The 16,571-nt window shown below is 59.7% G+C and carries 14 protein-coding genes; 7 read left to right on the forward strand and 7 right to left on the reverse strand.

Annotated features, from left to right (window positions below):
- The first annotated feature begins 2 nt into the window (after positions 1-2).
- The 5 genes from LAB08_RS11770 to LAB08_RS11790 all read left to right on the forward strand — a co-directional run bounded on the left by LAB08_RS11770 (position 3) and on the right by LAB08_RS11790 (position 5,582).
- Positions 3-1,502 (forward strand): sugar ABC transporter ATP-binding protein, encoded by a 1,500-nt coding sequence (locus LAB08_RS11770; RefSeq protein ID WP_096512040.1) that lies wholly within the window; start codon positions 3-5, stop codon positions 1,500-1,502.
- Between the two features lie 29 nt (positions 1,503-1,531).
- Positions 1,532-2,329, forward strand: a complete 798-nt coding sequence (locus LAB08_RS11775; protein WP_096512039.1) for an SDR family NAD(P)-dependent oxidoreductase — start codon at positions 1,532-1,534, stop codon at positions 2,327-2,329.
- A 201-nt stretch (positions 2,330-2,530) separates the two neighbouring features.
- Complete coding sequence (locus LAB08_RS11780) at positions 2,531-3,634, forward strand: LLM class flavin-dependent oxidoreductase (RefSeq protein WP_096512038.1); 1,104 nt, start codon at positions 2,531-2,533, stop codon at positions 3,632-3,634.
- A 79-nt stretch (positions 3,635-3,713) separates the two neighbouring features.
- Entirely contained in the window at positions 3,714-4,598 is an 885-nt protein-coding gene (locus tag LAB08_RS11785; protein WP_096512037.1) for a transketolase, read from the forward strand.
- A gap of 3 nt (positions 4,599-4,601) precedes the next feature.
- Entirely contained in the window at positions 4,602-5,582 is a 981-nt protein-coding gene (locus LAB08_RS11790) for a transketolase family protein (protein WP_096512036.1), read from the forward strand.
- Positions 5,583-5,783: 201 nt separating this feature from the next.
- Here LAB08_RS11790 and LAB08_RS11795 read toward each other — a convergent pair whose 3' ends face one another.
- Positions 5,784-6,689 (reverse strand): NAD-dependent epimerase/dehydratase family protein, encoded by a 906-nt coding sequence (locus LAB08_RS11795; RefSeq protein ID WP_096512035.1) that lies wholly within the window; start codon positions 6,687-6,689, stop codon positions 5,784-5,786.
- Between the two features lie 148 nt (positions 6,690-6,837).
- On the opposite strand from LAB08_RS11795, the gene LAB08_RS11800 reads away from it, so the two are divergent.
- Positions 6,838-7,761, forward strand: coding sequence for a LysR family transcriptional regulator (locus tag LAB08_RS11800; protein ID WP_096512034.1), 924 nt, complete (start codon positions 6,838-6,840; stop codon positions 7,759-7,761).
- 118 nt (positions 7,762-7,879) lie between these two features.
- Positions 7,880-8,662 carry an SDR family NAD(P)-dependent oxidoreductase gene (locus LAB08_RS11805; protein ID WP_096512033.1) on the forward strand — a complete coding sequence of 261 codons (783 nt, stop codon included), beginning with the start codon at positions 7,880-7,882 and terminating at the stop codon, positions 8,660-8,662.
- Positions 8,663-8,853: 191 nt separating this feature from the next.
- Here the strand turns inward: LAB08_RS11805 and LAB08_RS11810 are convergent, their stop codons facing one another.
- The 6 genes from LAB08_RS11810 to LAB08_RS11835 form a co-directional block, all read right to left on the reverse strand.
- A complete protein-coding gene (locus LAB08_RS11810; RefSeq protein ID WP_096512032.1) occupies positions 8,854-9,786 on the reverse strand; it encodes a cupin domain-containing protein in 933 nt (310 codons plus the stop codon).
- Positions 9,787-9,875: 89 nt separating this feature from the next.
- The gene (locus LAB08_RS11815; protein ID WP_096512031.1) at positions 9,876-11,192 is read right to left on the reverse strand and encodes an MFS transporter; all 1,317 of its coding nucleotides are present in this window, start codon (positions 11,190-11,192) and stop codon (positions 9,876-9,878) included.
- A 120-nt stretch (positions 11,193-11,312) separates the two neighbouring features.
- Positions 11,313-12,134 (reverse strand): enoyl-CoA hydratase, encoded by an 822-nt coding sequence (locus LAB08_RS11820; protein WP_096512030.1) that lies wholly within the window; start codon positions 12,132-12,134, stop codon positions 11,313-11,315.
- On the reverse strand, positions 12,131-13,570 hold the full coding sequence (locus LAB08_RS11825; RefSeq protein ID WP_096512029.1) for an aldehyde dehydrogenase family protein: 1,440 nt from the start codon (positions 13,568-13,570) through the stop codon (positions 12,131-12,133). The genes LAB08_RS11820 and LAB08_RS11825 overlap by 4 nt, the downstream gene beginning before the upstream one ends.
- On the reverse strand, positions 13,567-14,361 hold the full coding sequence (locus tag LAB08_RS11830; protein WP_096512028.1) for an enoyl-CoA hydratase/isomerase family protein: 795 nt from the start codon (positions 14,359-14,361) through the stop codon (positions 13,567-13,569). The genes LAB08_RS11825 and LAB08_RS11830 overlap by 4 nt, the downstream gene beginning before the upstream one ends.
- A complete protein-coding gene (locus LAB08_RS11835) occupies positions 14,358-16,448 on the reverse strand; it encodes an acetate--CoA ligase family protein (RefSeq protein ID WP_096512027.1) in 2,091 nt (696 codons plus the stop codon). Before LAB08_RS11835 ends, LAB08_RS11830 begins: the two co-directional genes overlap by 4 nt.
- Between the last annotated feature and the right edge of the window lie 123 nt (positions 16,449-16,571).

Genomic DNA, 16,571 nt, shown 5'->3' on the forward strand with positions numbered 1-16,571 from the left:
TCATGAGTGCGATCAATACCACCCGGGAGCCGTTGTTCCGCGCGAGCAACATCGGCAAGTCATTCAACTCGGTCAGGGTGCTGGAAGATATCAGCCTCGATATCGGCTACGGAGAAGTGGTGGCGTTGCTGGGGGAAAACGGCGCAGGAAAATCGACCTTTTCCTCCATCGTCGCCGGCGCACTGACACCGTCCAAAGGCTCGATGTTCCTGGCTGGTGAACCTTATGCGCCAACCGGGCCGGGAGCTGCCATGGCGCTGGGGATCAACATGATCCATCAGGAAATCCACCTGCTGCCTGACTTGAGCGTGGCGGAGAACGTTTTCCTCGGTCATCTGCCGACCCGCGACGGCATCATCGACCGTAAGGCAATGTTCCGTGAAACAGAGAAGCAACTGCGGCGCCTGGGTCTGGATATCTCGCCGGATACACCGGTGCGGCAACTGAAAATCGCCGCCCAACAACTGGTGGAAATCGCCCGGGCCCTGACGCTCAACTCGCGCTTGTTGATTCTCGACGAGCCGACCGCAGCCCTGGGCAAGGACGAAACCGACCTGTTGTTCAAGCAAATCGAGGAACTGAAGAAGGAGGGGGTGTCCTTCATCTACATCAGTCATCGCATGGATGAAATTGCCCGGATCGCCGACAAGGTCGTGGTCATGCGTGATGGTCACCTGATCGCGCGTCACGACAGCGGTACGGCCGATGTCGGTGTCCTGGTGTCTCAGATGGTGGGGCGCCCGATCGATCGCTTGTTTCCAGAGTTGCCGGCCCCTGGGGATGCGGTGGTATTGAGCGTCGAGCAGCTGTCGGACAAGGCGGGGCGCTTTCACGATGTGTCTTTTTCAGTGAAGGCCGGGGAGATTTTCGGCATTGCCGGCATCGTCGGCGCGGGTCGAACGGAGCTGGTTCAGGCGATAGCCGGGTTGAGTGCATTGAGCCAGGGCAGGGTGATGCTGGGGGATCGATCACTGCCGGCCAATAACGTGCTGGCGGCGATCCATGCCGGCGTCGTGCTGATCCCGGAGGACCGCAAATCCGAAGGCGTGGTGCTGAGTCAGACGATTGCCGAAAACCTGGCCTACTGCAATCTGGATAGCCTCAGCTCCTGCGGTGTCATGGCCAACCACCGGGTAGCGGCATTCGCCCGTGAACGTATTGCGACGCTGGGAATCAAGGGCGTGGCGGGGCAGGTGCTCGACAAGTTGTCCGGCGGCAACCAACAGAAAGTGGTGATCGCCAAATGGATCGCGCGTAATCCGAAAGTCATCATTCTCGATGAGCCAACGCGGGGCATCGACATGGGCGCGCGCGCGGCGATTTACGAGCTGATCATCAATCTGGCCAAAACCGGGGTGTCGGTGATTGTCGTGAGTTCCGACCTGGAGGAGGTCATCGGTCTGTCCCATCGGGTGATGGTCATGGCGCGCGGCCGTTCCCAAGGCATCCTGCATCGGCCGCAGATTGCCCCCGACAGCATCATGACCCTGGCGACCGCTTGATGACGGGCGCTAATCGAGGAGGTTCAAACATGTCGGCCCCATACCAGGCAATGCCGTATCGACCCTTTGCCGAGCTATTGGATTTGTCCGGAAAAACCGCGGTCGTCACGGGTGGCAGCAGCGGCATCGGTTTCGCCATCAGTCGGCGACTGGCCGAAGCAGGGGCCAATGTACTGATCGGCAGCCTGGCGCCGGAGCGTAGCGGGGAATTGATGGAGGCGGGTTATGCCGTGGCATTTGAGGTCACCGATGTCAGTCGACCGGGTGACATTCAGCGGCTGGCGGACATCGCGGTCGAGCGTTTCGGTTGCCTGGATATCTGGATCAATAACGCCGGTGTCTACCCGCTCAAGGCGATTGATGACGTCGATGCGGATTTCTGGGACGGACTGCACGCGATCAACACGCGTGCTGTGTTTCTGGGTGCTCAGGCCGCACAACGGCAGATGCGCCGGCAGAAAGGCGCCGGGGCGATCGTCAATCTGTCGTCGATCTGCGGTCATCGTCCCATGGCTAATCACTGCACCTATGACGCCTCCAAGGGCGCGGTACTGGCCATGACCCGAAGCCTGGCGAAGGACTTGAGTGCCTCCAACATTCGGGTCAATTCGATCTCGCCAGGCTTGACCGCGACACCGGGCAACCTGGAGCCGGAGCTGCTTGAGCAGCACCGGCAGAACAACGTGCTGGGCAACATCGGCCTGGGGCGGGCGGCCGAACCCTGGGAGATCGCCGATGCAGTGCTGTTCCTGGTTTCGCCGCTGTCGTCCTATGTGACAGGCATCGATTTGCTGGTGGACGGCGGCTGGTTGCTGCACGGAAGTTGAATCGCAAACAAAGCATTTGAGGGTGAGCTGCACGCGCTGATGTAACGCGTCACTTGCCCCGGATATTTAACCCATTCCTTGAACGTTGCGACTTGCAGCGCCGGCACTGGCACGCCTGCGAAACGAGCGCTCGTCATGAAAACGGTGTGCAGCGAAACAGTTTCGCAGCGCACCGGTCACTGAAAACAGCAGGAGAACGACATGAAACTCGCCATGTTCATGCAGCCACTTCATCACAAGGGCTGGGACTATCACGAGATGTACGATCAGGACATCGCGTGTGCTGTACATGCCGACAGCGTCGGTTTTGATGAGCTTTGGGTCGGTGAACATACGTCACAGCGCACCGAGCCGATAACCAATGCGCTGCAATTTCTATCCACCCTGATTCCGCTGACCCAACGCATGAAACTGTGCACCGGAGTGCTGAATCTTCCGCACCATTTCCCGGCGCGAATCGCCGCCGATGCCGCGATGTTCGACCACATGTCCAAGGGGCGTTTCATCATGGGTATCGGCCCGGGTGGACTGGCTTCCGACTTCGAGGTGTACGGCAGCAACGGCAAGGACCGTGGACAGATGATGGTGGAGTGCTACGAGATGATCCGTGCGATCTGGAACTCGGGCGCGCCCTATGATTTTTCCTCGCAGCACTACCAGGTCAGCCTCAAGGATGCGGTGCACCACGAATTGGAAATTGGCTACATGCCGACGCCATTCCAGAAGCCGTTTCCGCGGGTGGCAACCACGGCCATGAGTCCGTTTTCCGGCACCGCAAAACTTGCGGGTGCCAAGGATTGGGACCTGATGTCCGCCAACTTCAACCCGACGGCAACAGTGGCTTCCCATTGGCAGGCTTACTGCCAGGGCGCGGAAAGTGCCGGGATCAAGGCGGATGCCAATAATTGGCGCGTGGCCCGTTCGGTATTCGTTGCCGACTCCCAGGCCCAGGCCGAGGACTATCTGGCGCAAGAGAGCTGCACGCTGCGGCGCTACTTCGACTACATGATCGATAACCTGGCCACCAACCACTACACCAAGATCTTCAAGACCCGCCCCGACATGACCGACGAGGAAGTGACGGTCGACCACTGCATCAAGGAAATGGTGATTTACGGCGACGTGAACTCCGTCACCGAGCAACTGGTGGCGTTCAGTGAGCAGACCGGGCCGTTCGGCACGTTGATGACCACTTTCCACGAGTGGGATGACGAAGCGCTGTGGCGGCGCTCGATGCAACTGACTGCGCAACAGGTCATGCCGCGCCTCAACGACTACATGACGCCACGTTTGAAAGCGCAGTAATCGCCCGATTGCGCTGGGCTTATGTGCGGCCGCATCACGGATGCGGCCGAAACTCTGGTAACGCGCCTGGACACTACATATGACTGATTTGACAGATTTCCGCGACAACGCGGATCACGCTTTTGAACTGACTGCGAAAGAGTTGACTCGCCTGCGGGAAAAAGCCCAGTTCATTCGCCTGGAAACCATCCGGCTGATCGAGATCGCCAAGGTCGGCCACTACACGTCGGTGTTCTCCGCCGCCGAGTTGTTCGCCGCGTTGTATTACGACGTAATGGACTTGCGATTCGCCGAGCCAAAATGGCCCGACCGCGATCGTTTCATGATGGGTAAGGGGCATGCGGCCGTCGGGTTGTTTCCGGTGTTGGTGGAGTGGGGTTTCTTCGCCAAAGAAATCCTCGACAACTACACGCGCCTCGGTAATCCGCTGGGTGACCACCCTGATATGCGCAAAGTCCCTGGAGTGGATTTCTCCTCCGGTTCCATCGGTCATGCGCTGTCCGGCGGCTTGGGCATGGCCCTGGCCGGGCGGATGCTGGGCAAGACGTTCACCACTTACGTGATGCTCGGCGACGGGGAAATGCAGGAAGGGCAAGTGTGGGAAGCGGCGCTGTCGGCGGCCCACCATAAAACCGCAAACCTGGTGGCAATCATCGATCGTAATGGCTTTCAGCTCGACGGTAATGTCGATGACGTCATCGGTATCGAGCCGTTGGCGGATAAGTGGATTGCGTTCGGTTGGGAGACACACGTGGTGGACGGCCATGATCTCGCGGCAGTCACCCGCCTGTTGCGTCGCCTCAAAGCCGACACGACGCGTACGCAGCCGGTGTGCATCATCGCCAATACGGTGAAGGGCAAAGGGGTTTCCTACATGGAAACCGAGCCGGGTTGGCACTTGGGGTATCTCGACCCCGAAGATGCGCAACGTGCTATCGACGAAATCAAAAGCAAGGTGATCTAACTCATGAATACCGCACCTCTGTCGAACAACTCCTGGCAATACCGGGAACTAAACAGCCAGACGCCGAGCTTGAATGCCTTGTCGGATGCCCTGATCGAACTGGTCGAACGGGGCGAACCGATCGTTGCCGGTACCGCTGACCTGCAATACTCCAACGGCCTGTCAAAGTTCGCCGAATTGCACCCGGAAAAATTCGTGCAGTTCGGTATTTCCGAACAGAACATGGTGTCTGCTGCGGCCGGGATGGCGGCGGTAGGCATGAAGCCGTTCGTGGCGACCTTTGCATCCTTCCTGCCATTGCTGTGCTGCGAGCAGATCCGGATGGACGTGGCGTACTCAGCCTTGCCGGTGCGCCTGATCGGCCATCATGCCGGGATTTCCCTGGGGTTCTACGGCACCTCGCACCACGCCACCGAAGACCTGGCGATCATGCGTTCGATTGCCGATATCACGGTGGTTGCTCCAGCCGATGGCAATCAACTCAAGGCCGCGATACTCGCTTCGGCCAACTACCCGCAACCGATCTACTTTCGCATCCAGCGCGGGCGTGATCCGGTGGTGTACGAGACCGTTCCGGACTTTGTCTTCGGCAAGGCAACTGTGCACCTGACCGGCGATGAACTGACCATCATCGCGACCGGCTCAACAGTTCATCCGGCACTTGAAGCGGCGCGAGCCTTGAATGCCGCCGGGCGTTCGGTAGGCGTGATCGATATGACCACCATCAAGCCATTGGACCGTGAGGCGGTACTGACCGCCGCGCGCAACAGCCGATCCATTCTTACCGTTGAAGAACACAACATCATTGGCGGTCTGGGTGGTGCTGTGTGTGAAGTGATCGCGGAGGAGGGCATTGGGGTGAAAGTGCGACGCCATGGTATTTACGACGAGTACAGTCTTATTGCGCCGCCGACTCACCTTTATCGTCATTACCGGCTGGACGCGGCGGGTATCGAAAGCGTAGCGCTGGAGGTGTTGGCCTAAGCCTTGATATCGGGCGAAGGCGTTTGACTGACGGTTTTCCCCTTTAGGCTCAATGGGCCTGACGTGCAGCGAGGGTATTCATTGACGATGACCCTGGTTGCACGTTTTTTTATGGGTGTGATTTGCCTGGAAGAGAGCATTCGCCAGCGCATAAAAAAGCTCACCGAAGTGAGCTTTCAGAATCTCGACAGTCAGCGGGTATTACCATTGTACTCCGCTGTTTTCGATCCACTGCAAAATCGATTCGCGCTTGGGCTTCCAGCCGAGCAGATTGCGCGCATTGACTGCCCGCACGCGGCTGTTGGAACCGATGGCAAAGCGCGCCCAATCTCCTAGCTTGGCGATGGCTTCATCAGCCGGCCAGCTTTGAGTCTCGCCGCCAAAGCCAAGGGATTTGCTGATGGACGTAGCGATTTCGAGGAAGGATGCTTCGCCGTTCTCGGCGAAGAACAACGAGGCCGATGGGGCCTTTTCGATTGCAAGGCGATAAAGCTCTGCCAGATCTTCGATGTGCACGTTGGACCAACGATGCACCCCGGCCCCCATGTAGGCCCCGGCGCCATATTTGCGCGATTGCGCGAACAGCTTGGGCAGTTGATCGCTTTTTGCCGGCAACCCCAATGATTCACCGTAAATCATGGTCGGGCAAAACACGATGCTGCGAATACCGTGTTCGACACCTGCGCGCCGCACGATCTGGTTGATGTGGACCCGATCCTTGCGGATGTCCATGGGGGTGAATGGCGTCTCGTCGGTGAAGATCTCGGCACGTTCATAAGCACCGCGAGCATCGTCACCCACAACACTTGAGCCTGAGGTGTGCAGCAGTACTTTTCCGCTGCCGCTCAGAGCGCTGATAAAGGTTTGTACCGAGGCCAGGTGATCCGAATTGGCCGCATTCACGACGGCGTCAGCAGCACGTGCCTGTTCGCTGAGAATAAAAGCGTCATCCAGGGTGCCGAGCACAGGAGTGATACCCAGCGCCAGTAGCGCACTGCGCTGTTCCGGGTTACGCAGCAGGCCACTGACTTCATGCCCCGCATCTACCAGGTATTTGGCAACCGAACCGCCGATGTAACCGGTCACGCCGGTAACGAAAATTTTCAATGTTCTGTCTCCTTCGCATCTTGAGTTTGCCCGGCCCTCACTTGAAACAAAGGCGCGGTCATTCCTGGTTAAGGAATCTCTTCACGATACGACGGGGTCCGTTTGTGAGCTAGACTGCTCTAACTACAAGTATCTGTGAATACAGTTCATGCTAAATCTCAAAGACATCAACCGCTCCGGCGAAATGGAAGTCTTCACCCGAGTCGTTAATGCCGGCACCTTCTCCGAGGCCGCCCGGCGTCTGGACATGTCACCCTCTGCGGTGAGCAAGTTGATCGCCCGTTTGGAAACGCGACTGGGTGCGCGTTTACTTCATCGCTCTACCCGACGCCTTGAACTCACGGCCGAAGGCGAGCGATTCAACAATGAATGCCTGCGGATTCTTGAGCTGATTGACTGCGCCGAGCGTGATATTGCCAATGTAGCCAAACCTAGCGGGTTGATTCAGGTCAATGCCAATCTTCCTTTTGGCCTGCATTGCCTGCTACCGCAATTGCCTGATTTTCTGGCGGCTTACCCGGACATCACCCTGAACGTGGAGCTGACCGATACCGTTGTGGATCTACTGGAACGACGCGCGGATGTCGCGATACGTACCGGACCGATGAAGGAGTCGAGCCTGGTTCAGCGTCGTCTGGGTGAAAGTCGAATGATCACAGTGGCGTCACCGGCGTACATCGCGCGCTACGGTCAGCCGAAAACCCTGGAAGACCTGCAGCGACATAATCGGCTGAGCTTTGGTTTTCATCGTCATTCGCAGGCCTGGGTTTATCGCGACGCCGAAGGCCAGCGCATCGAAATCGAGCCCAAAGGCAACGCCTTGTTCAGCGATGGCGAGAGCATGCGCCAGTCTGCGCTGGCTGGATTGGGTATCGCTCGACTGGCGAGCTTCCATATCAATGCCGATATCGAGTCGGGGCGTTTGATGCCGCTGCTGGAGCAATACAACAGCGGTGAAACCGAGGCGATTCATGCGGTGTTCATCGGCCCGGGACAGCAACTACCCCATCGTGTCAGGGTTTTTATTGATTTTCTGATAGCGAGGATTGGCCCGCATCTCACACCCTCATGACGGCAGGTCAAGCACCCATTTTCAGAGATTTGTTAAAGCAGTCTTCTGCAACCCTTGAAAGACTTCAGCCCGAGCCTGGGGCAAGATTTTGCGCATAACAACAAACAAGGCAGCTTTCATGGATTATCAACTGACTGGCAAAACCGCACTCATCACAGGCGGGGCGACAGGCATTGGCAAGGCCATCGCCCAACGCTTCATTCTCGAAGGTGCGAAGGTTGTCATTAGCGGGCTATTGGCAGACGAAGTGAATGCGGCGGTTGAAGAACTGGGCGACTCCTGTCAGGGCCTGGTTGCCGATCTGACGCAGGACGGGGCGGCGGAGCGCCTGGTCGAGATGGCCCAGGCGTCCGGCCCGATCGACTTCCTGATCAATAATGTCGGGATATTCGAGGTCAGGGACTTTTTCGAAACGGACGATGCCCAGTGGTTTCATTACTTCAACGTCAATGTCATGAGCGGTGTGCGCATGACTCGCCTTGTCATGAGGGATATGCTCAATCGCGGGCACGGGTCGATCGTCTTTATCAGCAGTGAATCCGCCGTAAAGCCTCAGCCGTGGATGGTTCACTACGGCGCGATGAAAACCTGTCTGCTGGGTATTTCCAGGGCCCTGGCTGAGTTGACCAAAGGCACAGCGGTGCGCGTCAACTCGATACTGCCCGGGCCGACCTCCACCGAGGCGGTCAAGCGCTATCACCGGGAAATCGCGGAAGAGAAGGGCATCTCGGCACAACAGGTGGTACACGATTATTTTGACGAAACCGAACCCACATCACTGATCAGACGCATGATCGAGCCCGAAGAAGTGGCTTGCAGCGTCCTGCACCTGGCCGCATCACCGGCGCTCAATGGCATGGCCATGCGCATCGAAGGTGGAACCATACGGTCGATACTTTGAAGTGGTACCCGCTCTTTCACCCTGACGAAAGATAGCACTTCACAGTGCTGTCCTCTTTCCGCCTATCCCGCAGATAAGGCGGTCCGGGCTACCTCCCGCGCAAACAGCAATTGGGATTTACTGCTGACCACACCGGCAACACCCCGCCCGGTTGCGAAGGGTAGAGCAACAAGGGATGTGGCCAGCCTGTTTCAGCTGAAGCGAATATCCAGTGAACGAAGATGTGTCTGCAAGCCCGCATCTTGAATCGGGATCAGAAACGCTTCCTGATCCGACTCATTGAAATGGGCGTGCCAGTATCCGGGTGGTGTCACAAATGCCAACCCCGGAGCCCAATCCACCCGAACCGGGTTACGAATTCGCCCATCGACATCCAGCTCCGTCCCTACCAGGGTGTAGCAGCCTGTCGGGCAATCGATAATGAAATCCAGCGCAATGGACTGGTGCCGGTGAGGTTTCTGGATCGAGCCGGCCGGCAGAATTCCATACATGGCCCAGAGCACGTGGGTCACGGTTCTGGTTTGCGGGAAATTGCTATTGCCAAGCAAGATGCTGATGCGGCTGCGGTCTTGCGCGCGCGGATCATTGGCGGCTACACGCAGCTTCGCGTTGACTGTCTGCGCGGGATACAGCGTGGGAGCGAAGCGATCGGTGCTGCGGGTCACACCGAGATAGCGCAACAGGGGTTCGTCATGAACGTAGTAGAGCCGGGCGTCCTCGGTCGCGCTGAAGCGGGCATCCAGAAGACCCGGTAGCGCAATGAAGCAGCCCTGGGACCACTCAATGCTGTGCTCACCCTGGATGACTTCTCCTGCGCCGGCAATCACGTAAAACACCTGTGAGGTGGCGTTGGGTTGAAGCGTCAGGCTGTCGCCCGTGTTGAGGCGGATGAAGTTCGCGCACAACCCCGGCCCGGTCGCGGGACCTTCACAGCCAAGGGCGTCGCTCAAGTCCAGCGGTATGACCCGAGAGGGCCCGCTGTCACAGAGTGACGCTGGAAAGTTGTGGTAGGGAATTCGGGTAATGAGGTTGGCGCTGATCGGATTGGCCGCCTTGCTGTACTCGAAGTATTCGGCTTCCAGTTGATTGGCCGGTACCGCATCGATCTTCATTGGGCTGTTCATGGTGGTCACTTCAATCACTCGTCCTTTGATGCAGCTTCTGCCGGGTTGTCGCCAGAAGCTGTGATGGGTTTTACAACAGGAAAGGCAGACTATCGGTTGACCATCCTGGCGGGTACGAACACCAGGATGATCATGGCCGACACAAACACGCAGCCCGCGACGATGACCAGGCCGGTGGTCATTGATTGCGTCAGGTCCTTCAGGAAACCGAGCAACGCAGGGCCGGCAAAGCTGGCGAGATTGCCCGTGGAATTGATCAGCGCAATACCCGCCGCTGCCCCGGCACCTCCCAGGAATGAGGTCGGCAGTGCCCAGAACATGGGCAGGGACGTGATGATCCCCGCCGTCGCAATGATCAGGCCGGTAATCGCCAGCCAGGGCGTCAGCGGGAAAAAGGCGCAAATCAGGAACCCGGGCACTGCCACCAACAATGGAATGACCGCGTGCCAGCGACGTTCACGGTGGCGGTCGGAACTTTTACCGGCCAGGTACATGCCCAGCAGCGCCGCCAGGTAAGGCACCGCCGAAATGACACCGATCATTCTCGGGTCGGTAATGCCGGAATTGCTGATGATGCTTGGCTGCCAGAAGCCGATGGTGCTGGTGCCCATGACCAGCAGGAACAGAATGGAGCACATCAGCCATACTCGCCCGCCGAGCAGTCCCTGACGAACCGAACTGTGGGTTTTGGCACGGTTGTCCAGGCTGATTTCTTCGGCAACGATGGCTCGCTGCTCGTTGCTCAGCCAGTGCGCGTCGTCAACTTTGTCGGTGAGAAAGAACATCACCACCAACCCGAGTATCAGTGCCGGTGCGGCTTCGATGATGAACAGCCATTGCCAGCCTGCCAGGCCATGGACCATGTTCATCGTGTGCAGGATATAGCCCGACACCAGCCCACTGAGGATGCCGGACACCGGGTTGCCGGCCATCAGCAGCGCGACCATCTTGCCCCGGCGATGGGCGGGAAACCAAAGGGTGAGGTAGAGCACGATGCCAGGAAAAAAGCCCGCTTCGGCGATGCCCAGAAAAAACCGCGCGATATAGAACTGCATCGGCGTCTGCACCAGCGCAGTCGCCGCCGAGATCAGCGACCAGGTGATCATGATTCGCGCGATCCAGCGTCGCGCGCCAACGCGGTGCAGGATCAGATTGCTCGGCACTTCGGCAAAGAAATAGCCGATGAAGAACACGCCGGCGCCCAGGCCGTAGACCGCGTTGCTGAAGGACAAATCGTTGAGCATGGTCAGCTTGGCGAAGCCGACGTTGATCCTGTCGAGATAGCTGACGACGTAGCAGAGGAACAACAGCGGCATGAATCGCCACATGATTTTCTTGAACGTCGATTCGGCGAGGGCAGGGTCCTGCACGCCGATTGGCTGTTCTGCGGTATTGAGAATAGTCATCGCTGACTCCTTGTTATTTTTATGGAGTGCTCGTGATTTCAATGCCCTGTGATCCCCAGCGAGACGTCTTGACGACTGTACGCCGGGGATTGTGGCAGCTCTGAAGGTTGTCTGGAGAAATCAGCGGCCGCTGAAACGTGCCGGTCGTCGCTCCATGAAATGCGCCACACCTTCCTTGAAATCATCACTCTGGATGCTCAGGAACATCTCCCGGTTGGCCTGGGTGATGGACTCGGTGAGTGTCTGGAAGGGTGATTCGCCCAACTGTTGCTTGATGACCTTTATCGAACGCGGCGAGACATTCAGGGCCAGGTCTTCGGCGTATTTCAGGGTCTGGTCCAACAGGGTATCCGGCGCGAACAGCCGTTCGACCAGGCCCATGCTCAACGCTTCCTGCGCCGAAACCTTGCGTGACGAGAGCAGCAAGTCCGCGGCGTGCCCGGGCCCGACAACACGCGGCAGCAGCCACGCAATGCCGTGCTCGGCAATCAATCCACGTTTGGCGAAGGCCGTGGAAAACACGGCGGTTTCACTGGCAAAACGCATGTCGCTGTACAGCGCCAACACCAAACCCAATCCCGCAGCAGCGCCGTTGATCGCGCTGATAATGGGTTTGCGCACACCGGGGAAATACGAGTAACGGCTTTGATAGTCGGCGCGACGGTTCATGTCATAGGCGCGCATCCAGGCCATTTCACTGATGTCGTCCGGTGGCAGCACCTCGAGTTCATCGATGTCCATGCCGGCGCAGAACGCCCGGCCGTTACCGGTCAGCACGATGACGCGCACGCTGTCGTCGCGATCCAGTCGGGCAAACGCTTCGCGCAGTTCCGTCTCCATGATTTTGGTCAACGCGTTCATCTTGTCGGGGCGCATCAGCGTCACGACCGCAACGTACTCTTGAGCACCAAAACGGCCGAGTTCGATCTGAGTGAAGTTCATGATTTCTCCTTGGTACTGGCAACTGGCATCTGAATGGCACGGACCTCGACAAACTCCTCGATGCCATAGGTCCCGCCTTCTCGACCGAGGCCGGAATCGCCGAAGCCACCAAAGGGAGCCGCCGGGTTATAGGGCGCGCCATTGACATCGACCTGACCGGCGCGCAGTTGAAGTGCGAGGCGAAGGGCGTGATCGACATCGGCCGCCCAGACGGCACCGGCCAGGCCATAGGCCGTGCCGTTGGCAATCTCGATGGCCTGCTGTTCGGTTTCGTAAGTGATGACGCTGAGCACCGGACCGAACACTTCCTGTTGCGCCAGCGTCGATTGAGGCGGGACTCGTCCGAAAATGGTCGGCGCGATGTAGTAACCCGTCGCCGGCACCGGTGCCTGGCTGCCGCCGGCAATCAGGTCAAATCCTTGGGATTGGCTCTCAGCAATCACGGCGTGTACACGGTCGCGATGCGCCGCTGACACCAATGGCCCCATGCGCGTGGCCGAATCCATGGGATCGCCCAGCGTCAGGCGCGTCACGGCATCGGCCAGCAAGGCGCGGTAGGTGTCATACCGCTCGACAGGGACCAGCAGGCGAGTCAGCGAATTGCACGATTGACCCGAGTTCAGGAAGCACGAGCCGATCACCTGGCGGACGACGTTCTCGGCCGGGGCATCGGCTGTCGCGATGCACGCTGATTTACCGCCCAGTTCCAGTGCAACCCGCTTCAGGGCCTGGCCTGCCGAGGCGGCGATGCGCCGGCCCACGGCGGTGGAGCCGGTAAACGACAACAAGGCGACATCGGGATGATCAACCAGGGCCTGACCGGTAGCCGCATCGCCCAGGACGATGTTCAGCACGCCGTTGGGCAGGCCGGCGGCCAGCGCGGCTTCACCCAGCGCACGTGCTGTGCAGGGAGCCAGCTCCGAGGGTTTGAGCACCACGGTGCAACCGGCGACCAAGGCGGCGGCCACCTTGCCGGTGATCTGGTGCAACGGGTAGTTCCACGGCGTGATTGCGCCGACCACGCCCACCGGGACATGGGTGATGGTGGAGTTGCCGACCCGGGCATCCGCCAGGCAATCGGCCGCCAGATCAGCCGTCGCCCGCCAGGCCAGAATGGGGGCTTGCACCTGTATGCGCTGTGACAGCTTGAGCGGCATGCCGACCTCGGCGGCGATGCCCCGCGCGAGGGAATCAACGTGTTCTTCCAGTTGGTTGGCGATCCCGCGCACGAAGTCGGCTCGTGCGCTCACCGGCAGCGCTGACCATGAGGCGAAGGCGTTTTTTGCGGCCTGAACGGCAAGGCCGATTTCTGCGTCTGTGCCGTGGGCGACGTGCCCCAGTTCGGCTTCACTCGCGGAGTCGAAGACGCGGGTGCGGTCGGCGGATTGTGCCGGCGTCCAGCGTCCGTCGATGAGGTGATGTTGATAGGCAGTCATGGCGTATTTCCTTTGCGTGCACGGGCGTCGAGAAACGCACTCATCAAGGTCTGTGGTTCATCGCTGGCATAGCATTCGAGCTGGGCGCGGATGCCGGCGGTGCAGGCGTCGTCGAAGCCGGGTTGCGTCAGCGCCCGGAAACGTTGTTTGGACAGGCGGATAGCGGTCGTGGGCAGCTGCGCCATCGAACGTGCGCGGGCAAGGGCCGCGCCGAGTACGTCTGAAGCATGCAGCTCTGTCACCATCCCGATCTCATGGGCGCGCTGCCCGTTGATGAGTTCGCCGGACAACGACAGTTGCGTGTTATGGGTCAGGCCGACGTGCAAGGAGAGCAAGTAGGAGCCGACGATGCTCGCCAGGCCCGCTTTCACTTCAGGTTGACCAATGCGGGCGTCCGGTGAGGCAATCCGCCAGTCGCCACACAGCGCCAATTGCATGCCCGCGCCGGCGGCGACGCCGTTGATGGCGACCACACAAGGCTTGTCCAGATCGCGAACGGCCTGGTACATGGCGCGTTGCGCGCTCAGCCAAGGGGCAATCTGCTTCCAGTCGACCGTGCTGGCTTCTTCCAGGTCCTGGCCGGCGCAAAAGGCGCGGTCACCGGCACCGGTCAGGACCACGGCTTTGACCGCCGGGTCTTCATTGAGCTGTGCCAGCGCGGCAATCAATGCGCTACGCAGGTGCTGATTCACCGCATTCAGGTTGGCCGGGCGATTGAGCGTCACCAGTGCCACCTGATCCTTGACGTCAATCAGGACGCTGCGTTGTTGATCGAGATGACTGATGCTCATGATGCCTCCTTGTATTGGATAACGGCGTCGACAGCGACCACGCCTTCGGCCATGACCATGACCGGGTTGATGTCGACGCTCAGCAGGTTCGTCTGGTGTTGCAGGGCAAAATTCCCCAGCGCCACCGCCGCCCGGGCCAGGGCCTCGGCATCGAGTGATGGTTGGCCGCGTGCGCCCTTGAGCACCGGGGCAATGCGCAGTCGTTCGATCGCTTGCCTTGCTTGCGCCTCGGTGAAAGGGGCGAGCAATGACACGGTGTCCTTGCGAATCTCGACCAGGGTTCCGCCTTCACCGATGACCACCAGCGGACCGAACAATGGATCGACGACGACACCGAGCATGAATTCATGCAGGCCTTTGACCGAGCGCGCGACGATCAGTCGACCGTGGGGCACACCCAGTGAGTCCAGGGCGCCCAGGCAGCGCTGCGCGGCGTCCTGCACCGCTTGCGGATCGCCGAGGTTGAGGTGGACCAGGCCGTGTTCGCTCTTGTGCGGTACCTGCGCTGCGCATCCCTTGACGACGATGCGCCCGCCGAACTCAGTGGCGATCCGGGCTGCGCTATCGGCGTCATGGCACACCTGATGCTCGACGACCGGCACCCCGGCATGTGCCAACAGGGCCAGACTCTGCGCTTCATCGAGCAGGCCAGCGTATGCACTGACAGTGGTTGCCCTGGCAGCGGGGAGTGTTGAACCTTGCCATTGGCAGTGCCGGGCGTACTGACGAAGCGCCGACACCGCTTCGCTTTCGTTGCGAAAGCCTGGAATGCCGGCTTGCTGGAATTGCGCCCGGACATCCGCTTGAGGCGCGGTCATCACCACGGGCTTGCCGGTGTGCTGCATGAATCGCGCGGTGGTTTGGGCGAGCCCCGGCACGTCGTAGCCCGGGCCTGCCACGGGGATTCCGATAAGAAACATGTCCGCCTCGGGGTCTTGGCCCAGCACATCGAGAACGGCAGGAAACATCCCGCCGTTGCCAAGCAGGGCGGCGGTGAGGTCCAGTGGATTGGCGGCGCTGGCGAAGTCAGGGATCAGACCTTTGAGGCGTTCCAGGGTTGGCGCTGCCAATTCGGTCAGTGGCAGCCCGACACGTTCGGCGGCATCGGCGCACAGCACACCCACGGCGCCGCTGTGGCTCATTACCACGGTGCGGCCCGCGCCCGGAGCAAAACTGCTCAGGTACAACGGTGCTGCATTGACCAGTTCGTGTATGTCGTGGGCACGCCAGATGCCGTGTTTGTCGAGAAATGCGTCGAGGGCGCCGTCCTGACCCACCATGGCGCCGGTGTGCGAGGCGGCGGCAGCAGCGCCTTTGTGACTCACGCCGCCTTTAAGTAGCACGATTTGGCAGCCGTTTTGCCGGGCAATGTGGGCCGCCTCGGCGAGCAGTTGCGGATTCGAAACAGTCTCCACGTAGACCAGAATCAGGCGGACCTGCGGGTCGTCCACCAGCATCCGTGTCAGCTCCGACACGCCCAGATCGGCGTCGTTGCCGGTGGCTGCCAGGTAGCGCACGCCATAACCCTGTTCACGCAACATCGCATAGGGCATGACGCTGGCCGCACCGCTTTGGCTGACAATGGCGATGGGGCCGTCCACAGGCGTTACTTCCATGAACATGGTGCTGAAGTTCAGCACCGCGCCGTTGGCGAAATTGGCGAAGCCCTGGGCGTTGGGGCCGATCAGGCGCATGCCGTGATGCCGGGCGAAGTCCACCAGTTCATTCTGCAACTGACGGCCGCTTTCACCGGTCTCGGCAAAGCCTGAGGCCATGACCACGGCGGTTTTTACACCCGACAGGGCGCAGGCCTTGATTGCATCCACTGCCGCTTGGCCCGAGACCGCGATGATGGCGGCGTCGGGAACGATGCCCAGCGCATCCAGGTCCGGATAGCAACGCAGGCCTTGCACCGACTCGCGCTTGGGGTTGATCGGCAGGATCGTGCCGGTGTAGCCGAACTTGAGCATGTAATGAATGGGGCGGCCGCCGACTTTGTTCGGGTCTTCGGATGCGCCAATGATGGCGACACTGGACGGGTCGAACAGCGATAACGCTGGCGGACTGATTTTATTGTTATGGGCCATGATGGCTCTCGGTGGCTTCAGGTCTGATGCGAGTCTAGGGAGCACCTTGGCCATCTGGAAGTGTCATGAAGGCGATATCAGATACATCAAAAAGTGATGGCGCGCTGCTTGGTGGTCGTTTAT

Origin of the sequence: Pseudomonas izuensis, assembly GCF_002356535.2 — a bacterium.
Taxonomy (GTDB): Bacteria; Pseudomonadota; Gammaproteobacteria; order Pseudomonadales; family Pseudomonadaceae; genus Aquipseudomonas; species Aquipseudomonas izuensis.

Bases quoted from the DNA above. Each gene is read 5' to 3' on its own strand.
- LAB08_RS11770 (WP_096512040.1), top strand. From the start codon at position 3: ATGAGTGCGATCAATACCACCCGGGAGCCGTTGTTCCGCGCGAGCAAC.
- LAB08_RS11775 (WP_096512039.1), top strand. From the start codon at position 1,532: ATGTCGGCCCCATACCAGGCAATGCCGTATCGACCCTTTGCCGAGCTA.
- LAB08_RS11780 (WP_096512038.1), top strand. From the start codon at position 2,531: ATGAAACTCGCCATGTTCATGCAGCCACTTCATCACAAGGGCTGGGAC.
- LAB08_RS11785 (WP_096512037.1), top strand. From the start codon at position 3,714: ATGACTGATTTGACAGATTTCCGCGACAACGCGGATCACGCTTTTGAA.
- LAB08_RS11790 (WP_096512036.1), top strand. From the start codon at position 4,602: ATGAATACCGCACCTCTGTCGAACAACTCCTGGCAATACCGGGAACTA.
- LAB08_RS11800 (WP_096512034.1), top strand. From the start codon at position 6,838: ATGCTAAATCTCAAAGACATCAACCGCTCCGGCGAAATGGAAGTCTTC.
- LAB08_RS11805 (WP_096512033.1), top strand. From the start codon at position 7,880: ATGGATTATCAACTGACTGGCAAAACCGCACTCATCACAGGCGGGGCG.
- LAB08_RS11810 (WP_096512032.1), bottom strand. From the start codon at position 9,786: ATGAACAGCCCAATGAAGATCGATGCGGTACCGGCCAATCAACTGGAA.
- LAB08_RS11815 (WP_096512031.1), bottom strand. From the start codon at position 11,192: ATGACTATTCTCAATACCGCAGAACAGCCAATCGGCGTGCAGGACCCT.
- LAB08_RS11820 (WP_096512030.1), bottom strand. From the start codon at position 12,134: ATGAACTTCACTCAGATCGAACTCGGCCGTTTTGGTGCTCAAGAGTAC.
- LAB08_RS11825 (WP_096512029.1), bottom strand. From the start codon at position 13,570: ATGACTGCCTATCAACATCACCTCATCGACGGACGCTGGACGCCGGCA.
- LAB08_RS11830 (WP_096512028.1), bottom strand. From the start codon at position 14,361: ATGAGCATCAGTCATCTCGATCAACAACGCAGCGTCCTGATTGACGTC.
- LAB08_RS11835 (WP_096512027.1), bottom strand. From the start codon at position 16,448: ATGGCCCATAACAATAAAATCAGTCCGCCAGCGTTATCGCTGTTCGAC.